The following is a 14,759-nucleotide window of genomic DNA, read 5'->3' as shown; positions in this document are numbered from 1 at the left end:
TCATCGGCGATGAGTGGTAGAGGAGAGATGTGATGCAACTTGAAGAGATGGAAGCCAATGCGAGTAAAGCGGTGGCCTTGCTCAAGGCGCTGGCCAACGAACGGCGGCTGTTTATTCTGTGCCAGTTGCTGGAGCGCGAACTGTCGGTGGGGGAGCTCAACGAGCGACTGGGATTGAGTCAGTCGGCCTTGTCACAGCATCTTGCGCTGCTGCGGCGGGATGAGCTGGTGACGACGCGCAAAGAGGCCCAGACGGTCTACTATTCGCTGCGCAGCCATGAGGTGCGTGAAATGATCAGTTTGCTGCATCGACTTTATTGCAGCGCAGATAAATAAAAAACCGGCACTAAGGCCGGTTTTTTCAGCTTTGATCAGCAGACGCTGATTAAGCCATAGCTTTGATCTGGGCAGACAGGCGGCTCTTGTGACGAGCTGCTTTGTTCTTGTGGATCAGGCCTTTGGTCGCCATACGATCCATGATCGGCTGAGCAACAGCGAAAGCGGCAGTCGCAGCAGCTTTGTCGCCAGAGGCGATAGCAGCAATGACTTTCTTCAGGTAGGTACGGGTCATGGAACGACGGCTGGCGTTGTGCTGACGGCGTTTTTCTGACTGAAGAGCGCGCTTCTTAGCAGATTTGATGTTAGCCAAGGTAAAACTCCTAAAACTGTCTTAGCGAGTGTATTGAAAAGGCCCGGAAATATGCCCTTCCAACCACATATTGTCAAATGATTTGTGCAAATAAACACCGCCTCCCGGTGGTGTGTCAGTAGGGAGACGGTTAAACTGTCGGTCGATTCTAGCAGCATTCTTTTCATTCTGACAGTTCCAGAGGCCTCGTCTTGAGTAAGAAATTGATCAAATCCGGCATGATAGTGTCCGGAATGACGCTGGCATCCCGCGTAATGGGCTTGGTTCGCGATGTGGTCATCGCAAATCTGCTCGGTGCCGGGGTGGCCGCCGACGTCTTCTTTTTTGCCAATCGCATTCCCAACTTTCTGCGTCGCCTGTTCGCCGAAGGTGCCTTCAACCAGGCCTTTGTTCCCGTGATGACGGAGTACAAGAAAAATGGCGACGAGGGGGAAGTGCGTGAATTGCTGGCGGCGGTAGCGGGCACGCTGGGGGGGATAGTGACTGTGGTTACCCTGCTCGGGGTGCTGGGGTCGGGGGTGCTGACCGCGCTGTTTGGCTGGGGTTGGTTCTGGGACTGGCTGCATGGCGGCCCTGCAGCCGAGAAGTTCGAGCTCGCCAGTCTGATGCTCAAAATCACCTTCCCTTACCTATGGTTCATCACCTTTACCGCCATGGCGGGGGCCATCCTCAACACCTTCGGCCGCTTTGCGGTCTCGTCGTTTACGCCGGTGTTTCTCAACATCACCATGATTGCGGCGGCCTGGTGGATTGCACCGCTGATGGACAAACCTGAGATCTCGCTGGCGATTGGTGTCTTTTTGGGCGGTTTGGTGCAGTTTTTGTTCCAGTACCCCTTTTTGCGCCAAATCAACATGCTGGTATGGCCCAAGTGGGGATGGAATCACCCTGGGGTGGTGAAGATCCGCACCCTGATGATCCCCGCCCTGTTCGGGGTATCGGTCAGCCAGATCAACCTGTTGGTCAATACCATGCTGGCTTCTTTCCTCGCGACCGGTGCCATCAGTTACCTCTACTACTCGGATCGTCTGCTGGAGTTCCCCCTCGGGCTGTTTGCGGTGGCCATCAGTACCGTGATCCTGCCTGCGCTGGCGAAAAAGCATGTAGATGCAGACCCTGCCGACTTCTCCCGCACCATGGATTGGGGGGTGCGGATGGTGATGCTGCTCGGCCTGCCCGCCATGATAGGCATTGCGGTGATGCGCGAGCCCATTTTGCGAGTGCTGTTCATGCGCGGCGAGTTCGGCCTGCATGAAGTGAGCATGTCGAGCGCGAGCCTGCTGGCCTCCACTACCGGTCTGCTCTCCCTGATGCTGATCAAGGTGCTGGCGCCCGGTTACTACGCCCGTCAGGACACCAAGACGCCGGTGCGGATCGGGGTGATGTCGATGATTGCCAACATGGTCTGCAACCTCATCTTCATCTACCCGCTCGGTTACGTGGGGTTGGCGCTCTCGACCGCCTGCTCGGGTACCCTGAATGCGGCTTTGCTGTTCAAGGGGTTGTACCAGCAGAGCGTCTATCGTCCCTCCCGCCATACTGGCGTGTTCTGCCTCAAGCTGCTGGTCGCCAGCGTGCTGATGGGGGGCGTGCTCGCCTATCTGTCGCCAGATTTGGCCCAGTGGGGCGCATGGAGCATGGGCAAGGCCAGTTTGCAGCTGACCATGCTGCTGTCGCTGGGGGCTGCGGTCTATGCCGTGGTGTTGCTGCTGCTGGGCATTCGGCCGCGTCACCTTAAATCGGGGCAGCAGTAGCCGTGATCCTGCGGCGCCATGGGGATAGTGCCCCATGGCGCCGCCAAGGGGCGGGATTGGGCCCGGATAGTTGAAATCAGGCTATGAGGGCTGACCCTGCCTGCTGCCTGATATATAATCCGCCGATTTCCATGGCAGCAACGCACAAGGCACTGATGGAGCTTATTCGCGGCATTCACAATCTCAAGCCCCGTCACCGGGGATGTGTATTAACCATTGGCAACTTTGATGGGGTTCATCAGGGTCACCATGCGGTATTGGCACGTCTCAAGGAGAAAGCGGCCCAGCTGGGATTGCCCGCCTGCGTCATGCTGTTTGAGCCGCAGCCGCTGGAACTGTTTGCCGGCACGGCAGCGCCCGCCCGGCTGAGCCGTTTGCGGGAAAAGTACGAAGCGCTGCAGGGGCTGCATATCGATCGCATGCTCTGCGTGCGCTTCAGCCACCGCTTTGCCGAGCAGGCGGCCTCGACCTTCATCGAGCAGTTGCTGGTGGAGAGACTCGGGGTGCGCTATCTGGTGGTCGGCGACGATTTTCGCTTCGGCAAGGGGCGGGAAGGGGACTTCCACCTGCTGGAGGAGGCGGGTCATCGCTTCGGTTTCGAGGTGATCAGCACCCAGAGCTTCCAGCTATCCCGTCAGCGGGTCAGCAGCACCCTAGTGCGTGAAGCCCTTAAGGCGGGCCGCATGGCGGAGGTTGAGCTGATGCTCGGCCGTCCTTATGCCATCAGCGGCCGGGTGGCCCACGGCGACAAGCTGGGGCGCACCATAGGTTTTCCCACCGCCAATCTGGCCCTCAAGCGTCAGGTGATCCCGGTCGGTGGCGTGTTTGCGGTGGAAGTGATATGTTCCGGCAAGACCTTCCCCGGTGTAGCCAATGTGGGTGTACGGCCGACCTTGAGCGGTACACAAGCCAGATTGGAAGTACATCTGTTTGATTTTTCTGGCGATCTTTACGGTCAACAGGTCAAGGTGCTGCTTCGCCACAAGCTGCGCGAAGAGCAGAAATTTGACTCTTTCTCTGCCTTGAAAGAGCAGATCGAACGAGATGCCCTGGCGGCCCGAGCCTGGTTCGGGCTGCCACAATTCAATTTACCCAGCACTCTTTTAGAAAAGAAGGGAACCCAGGACTGATGAGCGACTATAAACACACCCTGAATCTTCCGGAAACCGAGTTTCCGATGCGTGGCGATCTGGCCAAACGCGAACCCAACATGCTGAAACGTTGGTACGATCAGGATCTCTACGGCGCTATTCGCCGCGCCAAAGCGGGCAAGCCTTCTTTCATTCTGCATGATGGCCCCCCCTATGCGAACGGCAACATTCACATCGGTCACTCGGTCAACAAGATCCTCAAAGACATCATCATCAAGTCCAAGGGCCTCTCCGGTTTCGATTCACCCTATGTGCCGGGTTGGGATTGCCACGGTCTGCCTATCGAACTGAAAGTGGAAGGCATGGTCGGCAAGCCGGGCGAGAAGGTTTCCGCTGCCGAATTCCGCGCCGAGTGCCGCAAATACGCCAAGACCCAGATCGAAGCGCAGAAGACCGACTTCATCCGTCTGGGTGTGCTGGGTGACTGGGAACACCCCTACCTGACCATGGATTTTGGCACCGAAGCCAACATCATCCGCTCCATGGCCAAGATCGTTGAAAACGGCCACTTGCACAAAGGCTCCAAGCCGGTGCACTGGTGTACCGATTGCGGCTCCGCGCTGGCTGAAGCCGAGGTGGAGTACTACGACAAGAACTCCCCCTCCATCGATGTGCGCTTCAAGGCTGTTGATGAGGCGACCGTTGCCGCCAAGTTTGACTGCGCCGAAGGCCACACCGGCAAAGGCCCGATCTCTGCGGTGATCTGGACCACCACTCCGTGGACCCTGCCAGCCAACCGCGCCATCGCCATGCATGCCGATCTGGACTACGCACTGGTGCAGGTTGAAAGTGAGCATCCCGAGCGTCTGATCCTGGCCGCCGAGCTGGTCAAGGATGTGATGGATCGCGCCGGTATCGAGAAGTTCCACAATCTGGGTTACGCCAAGGGCGCCGCGCTCGAGCTGCTGCGCTTCAACCACCCCTTCTACAGCTTCGACGTGCCTGTGGTACTGGGTGACCACGTCACCCTGGATGCCGGTACCGGCGCTGTACACACCGCCCCTGGCCACGGTCAGGAAGACTTCGTGGTCGGCCAGAAGTACGGTCTGGAAGTGGCCAACCCGGTTGGCAGCAACGGTGTTTACCTGCCGGATACCGAACTGTTTGCCGGCCAGCACGTGTTCAAGGCCAACGCCTCCGTGATCGAAGTGCTGACCGAGCGCGGCGCCCTGCTGCATCACAAGGTGTTCAACCACTCCTATCCGCACTGCTGGCGTCACAAGACCCCGATCATCTTCCGTGCTACTCCACAGTGGTTCATCAGCATGGAGCAGAAGGGTCTGCGCAAGCGCGCACTGGAAGAGATCGAGCGCATCGAGAAGGACGGTATTGCCCAGCAAGGCCAGAGCGGCTGGGTACCGGCTTGGGGTAAAAACCGCATTCAGGCGATGGTCGAGAACCGTCCTGACTGGTGTATCTCCCGTCAGCGCACCTGGGGTGTGCCCATCTCCCTGTTCGTCCATAAAGAGACCCAGGAACTGCACCCGGAATCCGTGCGCCTGATGCACGAAGTAGCCAAGCGGGTCGAGCAGTCCGGCATTCAGGCATGGTGGGATCTGGACAAGGCCGAGCTGCTGGGTGCCGATGCCGACATGTACGACAAGGTGCCTGACACTCTGGATGTCTGGTTTGACTCCGGTTCTACCCACGCTTCCGTGGTTGATGCCCGTCCCGAGTTCAACGGCAAGCCGGCCGACATGTATCTGGAAGGTTCTGACCAGCACCGTGGCTGGTTCATGTCCTCCCTGATGATCGGTGTGGCCATGAAAGACAAGGCTCCCTACAACCAGGTACTGACTCACGGCTTCACTGTGGATGGTCAGGGTCGCAAGATGTCCAAGTCCATCGGCAACGTGGTCAGCCCGCAAGACGTAATGAACAAGCTGGGTGCCGACATCCTGCGTCTGTGGGTAGCGAGCACTGACTACACCGGCGAGATGACTGTCTCCGACGAGATCCTCAAGCGCTCTGCCGACGCTTATCGTCGTATTCGCAATACTGCCCGCTTCCTGCTGGCCAACCTGAACGGCTTCAATCCGGCGACCGACATGGTGGCGCCTGCCGACATGGTGGTGGTGGATCGCTGGGCTGTGGGTCGTGCCAAAGCGGTACAGGCCGAGATCATGGCGGCATTCGACGAGTACAACTTCCACGGTGTAACCCAGAAGCTGATGCAGTTCTGCTCCATCGAGATGGGCTCCTTCTATCTGGACGTCATCAAGGATCGCCAGTACACCGCCAAGGCTGACAGCCTGGCCCGTCGCTCCTGCCAGACTGCTCTGTATCACATTGCAGAAGCCATGGTGCGCTGGATGGCGCCGATCATGAGCTTCACCGCCGATGAAATCTGGGCCCTGCTGCCGGGTGAGCGCGGCGAGTTCGTCTTCACCGAAGAGTGGTACGACGGCCTGTTCGGGCTGGAAGCGGGGGAATCTCTCAACGACGATTTCTGGGCCGAGATCCTCACCGTGCGTGGTGAAGTGAACAAGGCGCTGGAACTGGCCCGTAGCGAGAAGCGTATCGGCGGTTCTTTGCAGGCCGAACTGACCCTGTTCGCCAAGCCGGAGTTGGCTGCACGCCTGAACGCCCTGGCTGATGAGCTGCGCTTCGTGCTGCTCACCTCCAAAGCCAAGGTTGTGGAGGCTGACACTGCGCCGGAAGGCTCTGTGGCGACCGAACGTGATGACCTGTGGCTGAGCGTGGCCCAGTCTGCCGCCGCCAAGTGCGACCGCTGCTGGCACCATGTCGAAGATGTGGGCACTATCGCGGGTCACGAAGAGATCTGTGGTCGCTGTGTGACCAACGTTGAGGGTGACGGCGAAACGCGTCAATTTGCCTGATGAACATGACTCAACATAAAAGCGGCCTGCGTTGGCTGTGGCTGGCAGTGCTGGCCTTTGTACTGGACCAGGCGAGCAAGCTCGCCGTGGTCAAGTTGCTGCCATTTGGTTACCCGGGGGTGGAGATCACCCCCTTCTTCAATCTGGTTCACGTCTACAACAAGGGCGCCGCATTCAGCTTTCTGGCTGATCAGGGGGGCTGGCAGCGCTGGTTCTTCGCGGTGCTGGCTTTTGCCATCTGTGGATTGCTGATCCACTGGCTGCGCAAGCAGTCGGTGACCCAGCGTTGGAGCGGTATCGCCTATTCACTCATCATCGGCGGCGCCCTCGGCAACGTCTTTGATCGACTGGTGCTGGGCCATGTGGTCGATTTCCTCGACTTCTACTGGCAGCGTGCGCACTGGCCGGCATTCAATCTGGCCGACAGCTTTATCTTTATCGGGGCCGCCATGATTGTGCTGGACGGTTTCCGTGGTGAGAAAAAGGAGCAGGCATGAGCCAGCAGATCACCGCTAACAGCAGCGTGCTGTTCCACTTCTCCATCAAGCTGGAAGATGGCTCGGTTGCCGACAGCACGGCGCTGCACGGCAAACCTGCGCGCCTGCGGATGGGCGATGGCAGCCTGACTCCCACCTTCGAGCAGTGTCTGCTGGGGCTGAGCGAAGGGGAGAGCAAGAGCTTCACGCTGACGCCGGAAGAGGCCTTTGGCCTCTCCAACCCCGACAACATCTACCATCTCGACCGTGCCAAGTTTGGCGCCGATGTGGAGCCAAAAGTCGGCACCATCATCCTGTTCGATCAGCCCAACGGCAGCGAGCTGCCGGGCATCATCCGGGCGGTAGCCGGGATGTCGGTGACGGTCGATTTCAACCACCCGCTGGCCGGTCATACCGTCACCTTCGAGGTGGAGATCCTGGGTGTTGATGATGAGGAGAAGGTGCATTAATGGATATTCTGCTCGCTAACCCTCGCGGTTTTTGCGCCGGTGTCGATCGCGCCATCAGCATTGTCGAGAGCGCGCTGGAGAAGTTCGGGGCCCCCATCTATGTCCGCCACGAAGTGGTGCATAACCGCTATGTGGTGAACAAGCTGAAAGAGGCAGGCGCTGTCTTCGTCGAGGAGCTGGACGAGGTGCCGGATGACAGCATCGTCATCTTCTCTGCTCACGGCGTGGCCAAGACAGTGCGCGAGATGGCCAAGTCCCGTGCCCTCAAGGTATTCGATGCCACCTGTCCGCTGGTGACCAAGGTGCACATGGAGGTTCATCGCGCCAGCCGCAAGGGCTCCGAGGCTGTACTCATCGGCCACGCCGGTCACCCCGAGGTGATCGGGACCATGGGGCAGTACGAGAATCGCGAAGGCGGCATGTATCTGGTAGAAACACCGGAAGATGTGGCCAAGCTCAAGGTGAAGAATCCGGATGACCTCTGTTTTGTCACCCAGACCACCCTGAGCGTGGATGAGACCTCTGACGTCATCGATGCGCTGCGCAAGCACTTCCCCAAGATCCAGGGGCCGCGCAAGGACGATATCTGCTATGCCACCCAGAACCGTCAGGATGCGGTGCGGGAGATGGCGGGGCTGGTGGACGCCATGCTGGTGGTGGGGTCGCGTAACTCCTCCAACTCCAACCGGCTGCGGGAGCTGGCCGAGAAGGTAGGTGCCCGAGCCTATCTTATCGACGATGCGTCGATGATTGAGGCGAGCTGGCTGGAAGACGTGAAGGCGATTGGCGTCACTGCAGGTGCATCCGCCCCCGAGGTGCTGGTGCAAAACGTGATTGCCCGTCTGCGGGAGCTGGGTGGCAAGGTGGTCGCCGAGCATCCTGGCCGTGAAGAGAACGTAGTCTTTGAGGTTCCTCCCGAACTTAGAATAATTTGAGTGCAGCCAGGAAGGCTTAAGAATAAAGTGTGTTGATAATGACGCCGGGTTTGTTCAAGAGACAGGCTCGGCGTTAAACTTATGAAGCAGTCTGTCACCAAGGATGGGATATGATTGGATACTTTCGTGGTTTTTCTCTTATTGAGTTGATGATTGTCATCGCCATCGTGGCGATTCTTGGCACCATCGCTTATCCCGCCTATCAGCAATATGTGCTGACCAGTCATCGCGTCGAAGCCAAGGCCATGCTGCTCAATGCAGCCAATCGGCAAGAAACCTATTTTATGGATTTCAATCAGTATGCATCCTCTGCTGCTGCTCTTGGTATCAGTAGTGCATCTGAGAATGGCCTGTATCAATTATCCATTGCCGTATCAGGTAACACCTACACCTTGTCAGCCAGTGCTGGCGCGACGACAGCCCAAGCCAAAGATACCGATTGCACAGTGTTTTCCATTAATCAGTTGGGTGTCAAAAGTGCCTCTGGTGCAGCTAGCAATAGCTGTTGGGAATAGCCCATGGCCATTCATGTTTCATCACATGAGAGAGGATTCAGCCTGCTGGAGGTGATGATCACCGCAGTAATCCTGTCGTTGGGGCTGCTTGGTCTGGTTGCTTTGCAAACCCATTCCAAATTTGCCAGTTATGAAGCTCGTCAGCGCACGATTGCCAGCTGGTTGGCTAACGATATGGTCGAGCGGGTACGGATAAATCGTGATAGCTGGACCGCATCCGGTGCAGTGACCGTTAATCTTGCCGCCAACTTGCCACGTCCGACATGCGCCGCCGCAGATGGCACAATCAGCGCGTGCAGTGCTGCAGATTTACGTAACGCCGACCTTCACTACTGGCAACAAGCCCTGCTTGGGGCCAGTGTTTCGGGGGCGGCATCTTCCTTGAATTCACCGATAGGCTGCGTGGTGCGGCGGGCCAATAATGTATTGGCTGTCGGGATATTCTGGGCTGGCAAACAAGAGATATCTGATGGGGGGGCTGCCGCCGCCGCAGCAACGCTGATCAATGAGTGTCAACTCTCGACAGCAAATAATCTTTCGAGGCGCCAGTTTATTCTGACGACGACTTTATGAATTCTCGCGGTTTCACGCTGGTAGAGTGGCTGGTCGCTATGCTGCTCGGTTTATTTTTGTTGGCGGGGGTATTCACAGTTTTTGTGATGTCTCGCTCCAGCTCTGAAGATGCCTTTGATCAAAGTGAATTACAGGAAAATGGTCGATTGGCCATTCGGCTGATTAGCCAGGATATCAAATGGGCTGGCTTTTTTGGAGCTTATACCGGTCAGTCAACACAAGTTGGCCCCTCTCTGACCCTCAGTGCCGGTAGCATTGTTCCTGCCAGTAGCGATTGTCTGGATGAGCGTTCTGTCGGTAGTTTGCCATCAAATGCTGGTCCCATCAGGGGGCTATGGGTAAGCCGGGTATCAACCTCCAAAGGATTGGCTGGATTCGCTTGTATTCTCGCTGCTGATCGGGTGGCAAACTCGGATGTTATCAGTATCAAGCGATTGGTAGGGCGTCCTATACCCGCATCAGAGGGATTGGATACAAACCGCTTTTATATGGCAACCAATAGTCAGGAGGCGAGAGTCATCAAGGGAAGCGAAACCAGACCACTCTTTGGTGCCAATAATGAGAGCCAGATCTGGGAATACCAGCATTACATTTATTACTTGTCACAAGAAGATGGTATTCCTGTTTTACGCAAGCGCTATTTGACCGTTAATGGTGGTTCTGCTCTGATTGGTGGCGCTATGGCTGAAGGCGTTGAACATATGATACTGATGTTCGGTATTGATGATTCAGTGATCCCCGATGGGCATATCGATAGATATCTTTCAGCTGACCAGATGGCTGCTCAGAGTTGGAATGAAGGTCGGGTATTGGGGGTGCGGTTATTTTTATTAATTAGAGCGGCGAAAGAGTCTGCACGTTACAAAAATAATAACACCTATCAACTTGGCAATCTGCCCCCGATAAAAGGCAATGGCGATGGCTATCGCCGCCTATTGCTGGAAAGCAGCATCGCATTGCGTAACCCGCAAATTGTTACTCGGAGTGGCACATGAGATCGTTTCAACAACAGCAAGGGATTGCACTGATAGTCGCGCTGGTTATTCTGGTTCCTTTGACTCTGATTGCGGTAGTTGTCATGCAATCCAGTGGTATGAGTCTGAAGATGGCTGGTTCTAGCGCCAGTTTGCAACGAGCAGAACACGAAGTGGAAGGTACTCTGGAGTCTGCATTAGGGGATGTGGCTCTTTCAACACAAATTGCAACGCAGGCAATTGGTACTTCGGCGGCAATAGGCACTACCACTCCTGCTACTACTTTGACAGTCAATACAGAAAGTGTATGCAAACGAAAATTTGAAGCCAGTAGCCAGAATGTAACGCCAGCTTGTCGTTATGCTGAAGCCACCACATCCAGTGCTTATGGCAAGGTGAATAGCCAAATGACCTTTACTGCCGGGGTAGAACAACCCTTGCTCAGTGCCAATTAGGGAGCGGGTGATGAACATAAGGAACTGTTTGTTTACAAGCTGGCTGGTATTGTGTTGCGGAATATCAGGGGGATCTTTGGCGGTAGGTACTGGTTATTCCGATGATACCGAGTTGTTTATTTATGACTTTGCCAAGGCGGGGGACTTCCGCCCTAAGGTGCTCTTTATTTTCGATAACTCGGGGAGTATGAAAAATACAACCGAAGTTGCTAAAGAGCCTTATGACCCATCGATAAGTTATCCATCATTAGCTAATGATCCAGATGTTAATAATAGTAATCGCTTCATCTATTTCTCCAGTGATGGAAAAGTTCCCACTATCAACAGTACCAAACGTTTTACTGAGAATTTAAATGCATGTGCGACATCTAAAGGCCCTCTAAATAATGTGGGCCGATTTCAGTCACGAGTTTGGGGATATGAAATATATGATAAAAATAGAAAGGGGCGTTGGCGTTCTCTAAATGATTTTGATATTTATAGTATAATAATTGCAGATTGCCAGCAAGATATTGATGAGCAAAACGCAAAAAATCAATATTCAGGTCCATATTCAACATATATTGTTGATGGTTATCCCGTTGACAAGCCAAATCGCACAACGGGAAGCTGGTTTTACACATCAAATGTAGCCAATGCTCTTGCTAGTGGTAGTTCTACCCAGATCTCATTATTTACGGCAAATTATGTCCGTTGGTATTACGGTAGTACAGGTGTGTCAACACAAACTCGATTGAAAGTTGCTCAGGATGCAGTCAAGGAACTGGTTTTGGCTACGCCAGCTGTCGATTTTGGTCTGGCTGTTTTTAACTATAATGATGGCAATGAACCAGGTAGTAGAAATGGCGGAAGAATAATCCGCAATATTGTAGGTAACGATGCCATCCTCACCTCTGGTAAAAGCGGTGCGCAGGATTTGATTGACAAGGTAAATACTTTGAGCTCTGACACTTGGACTCCCTTGTGTGAAACACTATATGAATCATATAGATACTTTGGCGGTTTGGGGGTGTACTTTGGTGACGATGATGTAAATCGTACTCCCAAGCGGGATAGCAATGCTGAAGTAACATCGGGTATATATAAAACCCCCTATGATAAATGTTCCAATAATGGTTATATCATTTATATGACAGATGGTGAACCAACCAATGATAAAGCAGCAGATTCCCTTGTCGCCAACCTGATCAGCACGTTATCTACAGAGGATAAGGTTGCTTATGGCGGCTTGGTTAGTTATGGGTCTTCTGGTGAAAAAAGCTATCTTGCTGCACTTGCCGGATATATGAAAAACAATGATGTAAACACCTCGGCTATTGGCAAACAAACAGTCACAACATTCACCGTGGGTTTTGGAGATGAAGCAATTAAGGGGGCCGGTGCATTATTGGCAGAGACCGCTCGTCGTGGTGGGGGTAAATACTATCCAGCAACCGATGCAACCCAACTTAACGAAGCATTAAAATCATCATTACTAGCTATCTTGAAAATGAATACCTCGTTGGTCTCTCCCGCCATTGCCACTAATAACTTTGACCGTACTCGCAGTCTGAATAATATTTATTATGCAATGTTTGAGCCTGGTTCAGGTCCACGATGGAAGGGCAATCTTAAAAAGCTGGTTCTGAATCCAGATAAGGGTTATGTAGTCGATCAGAGTGGCTTACCTGCGATATCCAGTGATGGAACAATTCTTGAGTCAGCAAGAACCTATTGGTCATCCACCAGTGATGGTAACAAGGTTGCCGAGGGTGGGGTACAAGAGATGCTGGCAGCTAAAACCAATCGCAATCTTTATGTTATTCCCCCTTCCACTAATATATTAACTCCCTTTAGCAAGTCTGCTCTTGAGGGCATGGCAGGCGGGGCGACGCAGCTACGCACTGTCATGAAACTTGATAGTGCTGATAGCATGGATGACCTGCTTAATTGGACCAAGGGGATTGATGCGTTTGATGAGAATCAGGATGGTGATAGAACAGATAATCGGGAGCATATTCTTGGTGACCCGTTGCATTCACGGCCATTAGTGATCAACTACGGTTGTACAAAGTCGACAGGACAGACTACATGTACACCTGACTTGCGCATTGTGATGGGAAGTAATGCCGGCTTCTTGCATATGTTTAAAGACAGCGGCACCACGGTTGATGAAAGCTGGGCCGTTATGCCCTATCAATTTATTGCCAATCAGAAAGCGCTGCGAGAAAACTTGGATTCATCGGCTCATCTATATGGTGTAGATTCATCGCCCACTGTGCTGGTCAATGAGCAAGTCAAAGATGGTCATATCAAGTCGTCACAAGGTGACAAAGTCTGGTTATTTACCGGGTTGCGCGGTGGTGGCAAGGCCTATTATGCGTTGAATATATCCGATCCGGACTCCCCTTCGCTTATGTGGCGGTTGGATAAAAACAGCGCCGGTTTCAGCAAACTGGGCGAGACCTGGTCGATCCCCGAGGTTGCGTTCATTCCCGGTTATTACACAGAAACCAATGGTAAAAAAACCTATAAGCCAGTCCTGATATTCTCTGGAGGTTATGATCAGGCCAAGAGCTATTTGGGCCAGGGGGCTGAAGACAGTGAAGGGTTGGGTATTTATATCGTGGATGCTGAGGCCGGCACGCTGTTGTTCAGCTTTACCCCGGATGCTGCCAGTGCAACCAACAAACAGGTTGCAGGCATGGTTTATAGCATGCCAGGCGCTGTTTCTGTGCTGGACAGCGATGGAGATGGTGTATCTGACCGGGTTTATACGGGTGATACCGGCGGTCAGATCTGGCGCATCGACATGAAGGGGACAGAAAAATCCAAATGGACGGCCATCAAGTTTGCCAGTTTGGGAAATGCACATTTAAGTGGAACTGCCAAGAAGCTGGAAGATGATCGCCGTTTCTTTACCCAGCCCGTATTGGTGCGCACCATCAATAAAGGTTGGAAGTATGACGGGACAAATTATCTTTACAGCGAGCGTCCGTTTGATGCCGTATTGATAGGCAGTGGTGATAGAAACCGCCCCTCCTCGGAGGCGACAACCCAAAATGTGTATGTGATGCTACGTGACTACAATGTTAATCCAACCTTGTTTGGGGCAACGTCTGAACCAGCGGTGCCATCAAGTATCACACTGAACGATCTCTACGATGTGACCAGCGATCCCTTTACGGGTTTGAATGAAGAGCAGATTGTAAACACCACCAAGGCGTTGACCAGCAAGTTGGGATGGAAATTCTGGCTCAATGAAAGCGGTGAAAAATCAATGGGGGCTGGTTTGGTGTTGCAAGGCAAGCTCTATTTCACCTCCTTCTTGCCTCAGGTACAGGACTTCCAACAATGTACGATTCAATCGATCGGTGCCATGCGCCAATATATGATTGATATGCACTATGGCACTTCTTTCAAATATGTACTGGATAGCAACAATCAGGAAGTTATTCAGCGTTACGTAGAGGTGCAAAATAAGGTTGCTGATGATCTGGTTATTCATGGTGGGGATGATGGCCGGATCAGGATTATAGGTGGTGCTCCGGGCAAGGAGGTCATCCTCAAAGATGATGGGAAGGGAGAGCCTGAGCGCTGTACCGGTGAAGGAGAATGCTCACAAGGTGCGGAAGAGGCAAAAATGGATATGTCTCCCAAGAAAATCTATCTCTATGAAGGAGAACAGGGATGAAACGCATGCTGCTCTGGTGTGTGGGCTTGCCCTTGTTGGTTCATGCCCAAACGGAAGACATAAAATGTTATGTCACTCTGGAAGGTGGCGTGCAGATGGTGTTGCAGCAACCGGTAACTGATACGAGCAAGGCAAATCTGGTCAAGGTGTTTAAACAGAAAGGTTATGAGATTGATGCGGTGGTGCATCTTGTCACAGAGGTAATCGAGTGCGTTCCTTTGGCGGCCACCTTTTCGCTGGCTGATGCAAAAAAACAAGATGAAATCCAGCCCAGATAACGTTGGTTATTGAGTAG

14 protein-coding genes are annotated in these 14,759 nt (G+C 53.7%); 13 read left to right on the top strand and 1 reads right to left on the bottom strand.

The window, feature by feature from the left end:
- Positions 1 to 32: 32 nt before the first annotated feature.
- Positions 33 to 335 carry an ArsR/SmtB family transcription factor gene (locus tag BN1139_RS10720; RefSeq protein ID WP_013724128.1) on the top strand — a complete coding sequence of 101 codons (303 nt, stop codon included), beginning with the start codon at positions 33 to 35 and terminating at the stop codon, positions 333 to 335.
- A 49-nt stretch (positions 336 to 384) separates the two neighbouring features.
- Here the strand turns inward: BN1139_RS10720 and rpsT are convergent, their stop codons facing one another.
- Complete coding sequence (gene rpsT / locus BN1139_RS10715; RefSeq protein ID WP_005308808.1) at positions 385 to 648, bottom strand: 30S ribosomal protein S20; 264 nt, start codon at positions 646 to 648, stop codon at positions 385 to 387.
- A gap of 191 nt (positions 649 to 839) precedes the next feature.
- Between rpsT and murJ the strand changes: the two genes are divergently transcribed.
- The 12 genes from murJ to tapY2 all read left to right on the top strand — a co-directional run bounded on the left by murJ (position 840) and on the right by tapY2 (position 14,742).
- Positions 840 to 2,402 carry a murein biosynthesis integral membrane protein MurJ gene (gene murJ / locus BN1139_RS10710; protein ID WP_005348927.1) on the top strand — a complete coding sequence of 521 codons (1,563 nt, stop codon included), beginning with the start codon at positions 840 to 842 and terminating at the stop codon, positions 2,400 to 2,402.
- 155 nt (positions 2,403 to 2,557) lie between these two features.
- Positions 2,558 to 3,532 carry a bifunctional riboflavin kinase/FAD synthetase gene (ribF, locus tag BN1139_RS10705; RefSeq protein ID WP_005348928.1) on the top strand — a complete coding sequence of 325 codons (975 nt, stop codon included), beginning with the start codon at positions 2,558 to 2,560 and terminating at the stop codon, positions 3,530 to 3,532.
- On the top strand, positions 3,532 to 6,393 hold the full coding sequence (gene ileS / locus BN1139_RS10700) for an isoleucine--tRNA ligase (protein WP_005348931.1): 2,862 nt from the start codon (positions 3,532 to 3,534) through the stop codon (positions 6,391 to 6,393). Before ribF ends, ileS begins: the two co-directional genes overlap by 1 nt.
- Complete coding sequence (gene lspA / locus BN1139_RS10695; protein ID WP_005340447.1) at positions 6,393 to 6,890, top strand: signal peptidase II; 498 nt, start codon at positions 6,393 to 6,395, stop codon at positions 6,888 to 6,890. Before ileS ends, lspA begins: the two co-directional genes overlap by 1 nt.
- Entirely contained in the window at positions 6,887 to 7,339 is a 453-nt protein-coding gene (gene fkpB, locus BN1139_RS10690; RefSeq protein WP_013724126.1) for an FKBP-type peptidyl-prolyl cis-trans isomerase, read from the top strand. Before lspA ends, fkpB begins: the two co-directional genes overlap by 4 nt.
- Positions 7,339 to 8,274 (top strand): 4-hydroxy-3-methylbut-2-enyl diphosphate reductase, encoded by a 936-nt coding sequence (gene ispH / locus BN1139_RS10685; RefSeq protein ID WP_013724125.1) that lies wholly within the window; start codon positions 7,339 to 7,341, stop codon positions 8,272 to 8,274. The genes fkpB and ispH overlap by 1 nt, the downstream gene beginning before the upstream one ends.
- Positions 8,275 to 8,384: 110 nt before the next feature.
- Positions 8,385 to 8,789 (top strand): type IV pilin protein, encoded by a 405-nt coding sequence (locus BN1139_RS10680; protein WP_013724124.1) that lies wholly within the window; start codon positions 8,385 to 8,387, stop codon positions 8,787 to 8,789.
- Positions 8,790 to 8,792: 3 nt separating this feature from the next.
- Positions 8,793 to 9,362, top strand: a complete 570-nt coding sequence (pilV, locus tag BN1139_RS10675) for a type IV pilus modification protein PilV (RefSeq protein ID WP_005348939.1) — start codon at positions 8,793 to 8,795, stop codon at positions 9,360 to 9,362.
- Positions 9,359 to 10,357 carry a PilW family protein gene (locus tag BN1139_RS10670; protein WP_005348941.1) on the top strand — a complete coding sequence of 333 codons (999 nt, stop codon included), beginning with the start codon at positions 9,359 to 9,361 and terminating at the stop codon, positions 10,355 to 10,357. Before pilV ends, BN1139_RS10670 begins: the two co-directional genes overlap by 4 nt.
- Positions 10,354 to 10,791 carry a type IVa pilus pseudopilin TppD gene (gene tppD, locus BN1139_RS21005; protein WP_013724122.1) on the top strand — a complete coding sequence of 146 codons (438 nt, stop codon included), beginning with the start codon at positions 10,354 to 10,356 and terminating at the stop codon, positions 10,789 to 10,791. Before BN1139_RS10670 ends, tppD begins: the two co-directional genes overlap by 4 nt.
- 10 nt (positions 10,792 to 10,801) lie before the next feature.
- Positions 10,802 to 14,464: a pilus assembly protein gene (locus BN1139_RS10665; RefSeq protein WP_005348943.1), complete on the top strand. Its 3,663-nt coding sequence runs from the start codon at positions 10,802 to 10,804 to the stop codon at positions 14,462 to 14,464.
- Positions 14,461 to 14,742 carry a type IVa secretion system protein TapY2 gene (gene tapY2 / locus BN1139_RS10660; RefSeq protein ID WP_005348945.1) on the top strand — a complete coding sequence of 94 codons (282 nt, stop codon included), beginning with the start codon at positions 14,461 to 14,463 and terminating at the stop codon, positions 14,740 to 14,742. Before BN1139_RS10665 ends, tapY2 begins: the two co-directional genes overlap by 4 nt.
- Positions 14,743 to 14,759: the final 17 nt, after the last annotated feature.

It is taken from the genome of Aeromonas veronii bv. veronii (assembly GCF_000820225.1).
Classification (GTDB): Bacteria; Pseudomonadota; Gammaproteobacteria; order Enterobacterales; family Aeromonadaceae; genus Aeromonas; species Aeromonas veronii.
This window is presented reverse-complemented; position numbering and strand designations above follow the sequence as displayed.

Bases quoted from the DNA above. Each gene is read 5' to 3' on its own strand.
- BN1139_RS10720 (WP_013724128.1), top strand. From the start codon at position 33: ATGCAACTTGAAGAGATGGAAGCCAATGCGAGTAAAGCGGTGGCCTTG.
- ribF (WP_005348928.1), top strand. From the start codon at position 2,558: ATGGAGCTTATTCGCGGCATTCACAATCTCAAGCCCCGTCACCGGGGA.
- ileS (WP_005348931.1), top strand. From the start codon at position 3,532: ATGAGCGACTATAAACACACCCTGAATCTTCCGGAAACCGAGTTTCCG.
- lspA (WP_005340447.1), top strand. From the start codon at position 6,393: ATGAACATGACTCAACATAAAAGCGGCCTGCGTTGGCTGTGGCTGGCA.
- fkpB (WP_013724126.1), top strand. From the start codon at position 6,887: ATGAGCCAGCAGATCACCGCTAACAGCAGCGTGCTGTTCCACTTCTCC.
- ispH (WP_013724125.1), top strand. From the start codon at position 7,339: ATGGATATTCTGCTCGCTAACCCTCGCGGTTTTTGCGCCGGTGTCGAT.
- BN1139_RS10680 (WP_013724124.1), top strand. From the start codon at position 8,385: ATGATTGGATACTTTCGTGGTTTTTCTCTTATTGAGTTGATGATTGTC.
- pilV (WP_005348939.1), top strand. From the start codon at position 8,793: ATGGCCATTCATGTTTCATCACATGAGAGAGGATTCAGCCTGCTGGAG.
- BN1139_RS10670 (WP_005348941.1), top strand. From the start codon at position 9,359: ATGAATTCTCGCGGTTTCACGCTGGTAGAGTGGCTGGTCGCTATGCTG.
- tppD (WP_013724122.1), top strand. From the start codon at position 10,354: ATGAGATCGTTTCAACAACAGCAAGGGATTGCACTGATAGTCGCGCTG.
- BN1139_RS10665 (WP_005348943.1), top strand. From the start codon at position 10,802: ATGAACATAAGGAACTGTTTGTTTACAAGCTGGCTGGTATTGTGTTGC.
- tapY2 (WP_005348945.1), top strand. From the start codon at position 14,461: ATGAAACGCATGCTGCTCTGGTGTGTGGGCTTGCCCTTGTTGGTTCAT.